At 69.7% G+C, this 6,848-nt stretch carries 5 protein-coding genes; 4 read left to right on the top strand and 1 reads right to left on the bottom strand.

Going from position 1 to position 6,848, the window contains the following annotated elements; all coding sequences use genetic code 11:
* The first annotated feature begins 360 nt into the window (after positions 1 to 360).
* The 3 genes from LRA98_RS12270 to LRA98_RS12260 are packed head-to-tail and all read left to right on the top strand — an operon-like array spanning position 361 to position 4,399.
* A complete protein-coding gene (locus tag LRA98_RS12270; protein ID WP_238634178.1) occupies positions 361 to 2,091 on the top strand; it encodes a hypothetical protein in 1,731 nt (576 codons plus the stop codon).
* Positions 2,088 to 3,215 carry an AAA family ATPase gene (locus tag LRA98_RS12265; RefSeq protein WP_238634179.1) on the top strand — a complete coding sequence of 376 codons (1,128 nt, stop codon included), beginning with the start codon at positions 2,088 to 2,090 and terminating at the stop codon, positions 3,213 to 3,215. Before LRA98_RS12270 ends, LRA98_RS12265 begins: the two co-directional genes overlap by 4 nt.
* Positions 3,212 to 4,399, top strand: coding sequence for a vWA domain-containing protein (locus tag LRA98_RS12260; protein ID WP_238634180.1), 1,188 nt, complete (start codon positions 3,212 to 3,214; stop codon positions 4,397 to 4,399). Before LRA98_RS12265 ends, LRA98_RS12260 begins: the two co-directional genes overlap by 4 nt.
* Positions 4,400 to 5,193: 794 nt before the next feature.
* Here the strand turns inward: LRA98_RS12260 and LRA98_RS12255 are convergent.
* Positions 5,194 to 6,405, bottom strand: a complete 1,212-nt coding sequence (locus LRA98_RS12255; protein ID WP_238634181.1) for an RNA-guided endonuclease InsQ/TnpB family protein — start codon at positions 6,403 to 6,405, stop codon at positions 5,194 to 5,196.
* A 23-nt stretch (positions 6,406 to 6,428) separates the two neighbouring features.
* On the opposite strand from LRA98_RS12255, the gene tnpA reads away from it, so the two are divergent.
* Positions 6,429 to 6,833, top strand: coding sequence for an IS200/IS605 family transposase (gene tnpA, locus LRA98_RS12250; RefSeq protein ID WP_238634182.1), 405 nt, complete (start codon positions 6,429 to 6,431; stop codon positions 6,831 to 6,833).
* Positions 6,834 to 6,848: the final 15 nt, after the last annotated feature.

Here is a 6,848-nt window from a genome sequence, read left to right as displayed (position 1 = left end):
ACCAGCGCCCTAGCCGCCCCAAATCAGGCAGTTACAAACACCCCTCTGCAAGTCAGCGGGTTACTCGAGCTTCGGGGATCGCCTGTGCACAGGTGCGCGCTGAGGATCCCCCACAGCGCGCCCTCCCCTAGCCGATCCGCTCCAGGAGCTCGAAATACAGCCCAATGCCAACCACGGCGAGAATGATCGCGAGTGACCCTTCCATAAGCCTGCCGACCTCCATGGGTTAGCCCCGACAACGACGTCCTCAGGGTATACGAGCGTGCAGAAGGCTTGCATCCGCATCCGGTTCGCTACCGACGACACGATCTGTCGCCCCCTCCCGGCACTCTGTTGCGCGTTCATCAAGGAGGACGTGCCATGGCGTGCCCATCGCCCACCCAGGGGGCAGAGCCCGAGCCGCGGGTCGTGCAGCCGGAGCCCGATCGCAACGGCGGAGTTCGGCTGACCGATCTCGGTGGCCGCTGCGTTCGCATCGAGGTGGCCTCTTTGCACGCGCTCGACCTGCTCGATGCCCCGCGGCTCGAGCACCTCGATCTGACCGGCTGCCGGCCCGGACTCTTCCTCGCACTGGCGCGCTGCCCCCACCTGCAGCGCATCGACCTGCCGCCCGGCGAGCGCGGGGCGATCATCCACTGGGACCGGCATGGCTCAGTGGAGACCGAGGCGGTGATCCATGGGCCGGTGGAGCACCTGGATCTGTGCGGCCGCGGCTACGCCTTTGGTCTGCCCGGCGGCCGTGCCGGGACGCGCAGCTGGCAAGGAGCGCGGATCGGCACATCGCCTGCTGAGTGGCCGGTGGCCACTGAGCAGGCCCTGGTCTGGCTCGGCACCGGCGGCACCCCGGTGACCCTGACGATCCCGCCGACGGCGCGCAGCATCGCGATCCACGGTGCCGGGGTCGAGGCCCTCGAAGCGGACGCGAGCGCCGCTGTCGAGGCGGTGGACCTGCAGCAGGTGCCGGATCTGCGTCGGGTCACACTGGCGCCGCCGGTCCATGCATTGACCGTGCAGCGTGCCGAGCGCCTCGAGCAGGTCCAGGCCAACGGCGAGGCGCTGCAGCTCAAGCACTGCGGGGATCTCATCGCCGGCGTCCATCTGGACGGCGCCTGGTCCCATGCGCTGCTCGCGGATACCACCATCCGTGACGACACCGCCCCGGCCCTGGAGCGGGTCGAGGTCCGCGGCGGGGAGCGGCCCCGTGAGCGGGGCCAGCCCTCGCGGGTACACCCGTGGCTGCCGGCGAACCGGCGCGCCCCGCTGCTCGCCAGCGAGGTCCCGCTGCTGCTCGAGGCCGCGCAGGCCGGCGAGCAACGCGCTGGCACCGCACTGATCCGCTGGGCCGAGTCCGTGCCGCGGCGCAATGCGCTCTTCGCCCTGCAGACCCTCTACAGCCTCCTGGAGCGCCCGGAGCCGCCGCTCGGGCGCATCTGGCAGGCGCGTACGACCCTGGCCCGGCGCTTTAGCAGCCGCCGCGGACCGCGCCTGGAGTGGGGCTGGAACCTGCCCGAGGATCTCATCGAGGAGACCCTGCGCATGGACTTCCTCCTCTTCGCCCGCTGCCGCGGGCAGGTGGCCGCCACCATGCGCCTGGATGTGTACCTGCGTAATGCTCCCCGCTCGCGGGAGCTTCGACTGCTTGCCTGCATCGCCGCCGACCGCTGTATCCCGACCGATGAACGCCACCTCGCCGCGGCGCTGCTGCGCGAGGCCCTCGCCGTGACCGCCCGCGGGTTCGCCGGCCCCCACCGCGGACGCGGCCGCCAGGGGCCGCCGAGCGAGCTCGGCCCCCTCGTGCGCTGGATCATCGAACAGGCCGACCGCCCCATGGCCGATGACCTGATCCGCTGGCTCGAGCGCGTGGTCACGGTTGAAAAGCGCGTGCGCTATCTCGGCGAGCTCGCCGCCCACGGCCACGCCCCGAGCCGGGCCGCTGCGCTGGCCATCGGCCTGCAGCCCCCGCCCTCGAACTGGCGCTGGCGCCGGGACACCGGTCAGGCGCTGCGGCAGCAGGCGATGGCCGCCGCCCTGAGCCCGCCGCGCAGCAACCGGCTCGCTGAATCCCAGGCCCAAGAGGAGACCCGCCCATGAGCACCACCGCCGTCTCGCTCAAGGAGGCGCACGCCATCCTGCACCACCAGGCCTCGGCGCTGCTCGCCGATCCAGGCCTGGCTCACCAGCTGCCGCCGGCCCTGCTCTGGGGGCCGCCGGGGGTGGGCAAGAGCAGCGTGGTCCGCAACGTCTGTGACGAGCTCGGCATCGCCTTGATCGACGTCCGCCTCTCGCAGCGCGAGCCCGTGGACCTGCGCGGGCTGCCCGTCCCCCGGGAGGACCGGGTGGACTGGCTGCTCTCCAGTGAATGGCCGCGGGATCCGGACAGTGCCGGGATCCTGCTCTTCGATGAGATCACCGCCGTGGATCGTAGCCTGCAGGTGGCCGCCTATGAGCTGCTGCTCGACCGCCGCCTCGGCGATCTCTACCGCGTCCCGGATCGCTGGTATCTGTGCGCCGCCGGTAACCGTGAGGAGGACGGCGCCGCCGCACTGGGGCTATCGAGTGCCCTGGCCAACCGCTTCTGCCACCTGGAGGTCACTGCCGAGCTTGAGCCGTGGCTGCACTGGGCACAGGCGCAGGGGCTGCACCCGGACGTCCTCGGGTTTCTGCGCTACCGCCCGGACTGCTTCCTGCAGCTCGAGGGGGATCTGCAGCGTGGCTGGCCGAGCCCGCGCAGCTGGGAGCGCGTCGCGCACCAGCTCACCCTCGCCGAGCAGACCGGCCTGGGCGAAGGGCCCCTGCAGCGGATCGTCGAGGGGCTGGTCGGCGCCGGCGCGGCCGCGGAGCTTGCCGCCTTTCGCAGCTGGTCCGGCGCCCTGGTCGATGCCGAGGCGATCCTGCGCGGCGAATCACGGGCGGTGATCCCGGAGCGGGCGGATCAGTGCTACGCGCTTTGCGCGGCACTGGTCTACCACCTCTGGCGCGGCCCGGAGAACGAGCGGGCCCAACGCCTCGACCGCTTCCTGGAGGTCACCCTGGCGCTGAGTTCGGATTTCGCCACCATGGCGCTGATCGATGCCGTCGGCGGCGCCGAGGGGGTGACCGGCAAGCGCGGGCAGCGGATCTTCGCCCATCCCCGCTTTGCCGACTGGGCGGCGACCCACGGCAGCGCGCTGAGCCGCTATCTGCCGGGCGCCGGCTCGAAGGCGGTGCCGGCATGACGCCGCGGGCGCCGAACCCCGAAGAGCTTGAGCGCAAGCGCCGCGCTGGAGCGCTGATGCGCGCCGACCGGCAGGGCGTGCTGGTGAGCTCGCCGTTTCTCGGCGTCCTCGCCATGCGCCTGGAGCTGGTGCCGGTCATCGACAGCCGGGTGCCCACGGCCGTGACCGACGGTCACGCCGTCTATGCCCACGCCGACTTCTGGCTGGAGCTTGGCGAGGCGCAGCGGCTTTTCGTCCTCGGCCACGAGATCTGGCACTGCGCCCTGCAGCACTTCGCCCGGCGCCTTGGGCGAGAGCCGCGGCGCTGGAACCTGGCGGTGGATCATGAGGTCAACGACCTGCTGGTGCGGGAGGGCTTTGAACCCCTGGCGGGGGCCGTCCACTTCGAACGGCTGCGCGGGGAGAATGCGGAGAACGTCTACGAGCGATTGGGCGAGATGGGCGGACTGCCGGAGCGGGATCCGCGGCATGCCGATCTACACGAACTCCCCGGTCCCGACCCAAGCACCTCGATACAGGATCCGGACTACGCCCCACGCCAGGACCCGGAAATCTGGCGGAGCTGGGCAACCCGGGTCCGGGCGGCGGCGCAGCAGGCCCGCGCCGCCGGGACGCTGCCCGGGTGGTTGGAGGCGCGGATCGAGGCGGCGGGACCCCCGAGCGTGCCCTGGCAGCGCTACCTGCAGCGCTTCATCCAGCAGGTCCGCGGCGGCGGCACCCGCTGGCTGCCGCCCTCGCGCCGTCACTGGGGCCGTGGGCTCTATCTGCCGAGCCGACGCACCGAGCGCCTGGATCTCGCCGTAGCGGTGGATACCAGCGGCAGCACCGTCGAGCACTGGCCGCAATTCCGGGCCGAACTCGGCGGCATCCTGCGCACCTGCGACGACTACCGCCTGCGCCTGCTCCAGCTCGACACGCGGGTCACCGAAGACCACATCTACACCCCCAGCCAACCACTGCCAGCGGCGCTGCCGATCCACGGTGCCGGCGGCACCGACCTGCGTGCGCCCTTCGAGCACCTCCAGAACGCACCGCCCACGGCGCTCGTGGTGATGACCGACGGCTTCGGGCCGACACCGCAGATGCCTCCGGCCTATCCGGTCCTCTGGGCGCTGACCCCGGGGGCGAGCCGGAAGCCGGGGTGGGGGCAGACCACGACGATGCGGGCCCCCGGCCACAGCTGAAGGCCTCTATTCGTAGCGAGCGTGCGCAGGCACCACCTCCGCAACCTCGAGTACAGGCGGGCGCCAAACAAACAGTGGCACCAGAGGGTGGGTGTAGCCTTCTAGGCCAAGCCGAGCATTGGCAAGTCCTGCTCATGCGCATACCGAGAACGCTCCGAAACAAGGCCACCCCACCCTCGCGGTCAGCGCTCGCGTCGGCAGCCCACGTTCAAACGCACAGGGGTGCGGACGGGAACAAGAAAATGACGAGCGAGCGGCGGGGGCAAAGGCGGGTGAGTCAAGGTTGTTACGGACACTTACGGTCACGAACGTCCGCCCTGGCAACGCCCCAAGGGGGAAGGGCTCGCGGCACCGAGTACCCACGGTCAGCACCGGGGCGGCCCGAGTGAGCGCAGCGAACGACGGGCACGTTTCCACCATCCCCAAGGCGGAACCGCCATCCCTCGGACAGAGCCAATCGGCCCAGGGGCAACACGCACAAGCGGGTCGCCCCTGACGCCGTGCAAGGGGCGGTGCCCGTGTCACATGGCATCGAGCGCGAGTGGACGCAGTGGGCGCGTTCTCCGAGGCGTCAGCCGAGGAGACCGCGCCCTTCACCCAACGCCCAATCAGAGCATCCCGGCCACCTCAGGACGACCGTTGTCAGCACCGTGCGCACGATCGAGCACCGTCAGCAGCACGCCCCGCAGTGGCCGGGGCGTCCGAGTGGCGAACGAGGACAACGCGGCCAGCACGTGTTCACTTGACGTCCTCACCGCCCTAAAGGACGGTGATTCCCAGCCCGGCCCTGGCGCTTACGCCCGGGCCGGCTGATGGGTTCCTGCTTCGCCGCCAACAGCCACTATCGGTGGTCTTACATCGGCTCCACAGGCGTTTAGCCTCTCCCTCCGTCCGAGGGCGAGGATGTTGCGTGCCGCGTTTGTATCGCGGTCGTGTGTTGCGCCACAGCCAGTGCACGTCCAGGTGCGAATGGCCAGCGCCTTGGCCCCATCGTTGCGGCCACACACCGAGCACACCTGGCTCGTGGGCTGGTAGCGGCCCACCACGATGACGGTGCGCCCCCAGCGGCGGGCCTTTTCTTCGAGCAGCCGCCGGAACTGCCCCCAGGCCGCATCATGCACCGACTTCGCCAGCCGGGTGCGGGCAAGACCCCGCACCGCCAGGTCCTCGACGTAGATCGCTTGGTTCTCGCGCACGAGTCGAGTCGTTTGCTGGTGCAGCCAGTCGGCGCGGGTGTCCGCGACCTTAGCGTGGCACCGGGCAAGGCGCTTTCGCGCCTTGGCCCGGTTGTTGGACCCGCGCCGTTTCCGCGAGACAGCCTTTTGCGCCTTGCGCAACCGCCGCTCAGCGCGGCGCAGGCAGCGCGGGTTGGTCATCGTATTGCCGTGCTGATCCACGGCGAAGTGGTTGAGGCCGAGGTCGAGCGCGGTCTCACGCTCGGTGCCATCGGCGTTCACTGCCGGCGGCGCCGTCTCATCACCGGCTTCAACCACGAAGCTCGCGAAGTACCGCCCCGCCGCATCGCGGATCACCGTTACCGACGACGGCGCCGCCGGCAACGCCCGCGACCATGCAACGGCCACATCTCCGATCCGAGCAAGTCGCAGTTTCCCGTTGGCGCGGATGCTGAACCCGCCGGTGTGCAGCCGGATCGCCTGCCGGTTGTCCTTCCGGGACTTGAACCGGGGATGGCCGACAAATTGCCGTCCTTGTGCCTTCACGGCCTCGAAGAAGCGGCTGTAGGCGGCATCACAATCCCGCACCGCCTGCTGAAGCACGATGTTGGAGACATCGGCGAGAAAGGCGCGCTCGGGGGTGCGCTTGGCTTCGGTGATGAGCCGGCGCTGGAGGGCCGTGCTCGACGGGTACTTGCTTGCGCCGTGATAGGCATCCCGGCGAGCCGCCACCGCATCGTTGTAAACCACTCGCGCACACCCGAACGCCCGGGCGAGAGCCTGGCGCTGCGGGCGGTTCGGATACAGCCGATAGCGGTAGCGAAGGTGCATAAGTCTATGCTACCATTTGGTCTATGAGCTATCAAGCAGATTACCGCCGGGGTCGACACTGCGTTTTCAATCTCCATGTCCACTTGGTCTTTGTGACGAAGTGCCGGCGCGGCGTCCTCAGCCACGAGCACATCCGCTTCCTGGCTGGTGTGTTCGCCGATGTGTGCGCACGCTTCGAGGCGCACCTAGTGAAGTGTGATGGGGAGGACGACCATGTGCATCTGCTTGTGACCTACCCTCCGAAGATCGCAGTCTCGACGCTAGTGAACAGCCTCAAGGGCGCATCGGCGCGACAGCTTCGCAATCGCTACACGGTGCGTACCCACCGCAACCACCTCTGGTCGCCGTCGTACTTTGCCGCCTCTTGCGGTGGTGCGACGCTCGATGTGATTCGCGAGTACGTCGAGAATCAGCGCACCCCACAGTAAGGGCTGGCTCACCGT

The organism is Halorhodospira sp. M38 (assembly GCF_022227985.1).
Lineage (GTDB): Bacteria > Pseudomonadota > Gammaproteobacteria > Nitrococcales > Halorhodospiraceae > Halorhodospira > Halorhodospira halophila_A.
Note: the sequence above shows the minus strand (reverse complement) of the source record. Positions and strands in the feature narration are given on the sequence as shown.

Coding starts and splice junctions, on each gene's coding strand:
- LRA98_RS12255 (WP_238634181.1), bottom strand. CDS start 6,405: ATGCACCTTCGCTACCGCTATCGGCTGTATCCGAACCGCCCGCAGCGC.
- LRA98_RS12270 (WP_238634178.1), top strand. CDS start 361: ATGGCGTGCCCATCGCCCACCCAGGGGGCAGAGCCCGAGCCGCGGGTC.
- LRA98_RS12260 (WP_238634180.1), top strand. CDS start 3,212: ATGACGCCGCGGGCGCCGAACCCCGAAGAGCTTGAGCGCAAGCGCCGC.
- LRA98_RS12265 (WP_238634179.1), top strand. CDS start 2,088: ATGAGCACCACCGCCGTCTCGCTCAAGGAGGCGCACGCCATCCTGCAC.
- tnpA (WP_238634182.1), top strand. CDS start 6,429: ATGAGCTATCAAGCAGATTACCGCCGGGGTCGACACTGCGTTTTCAAT.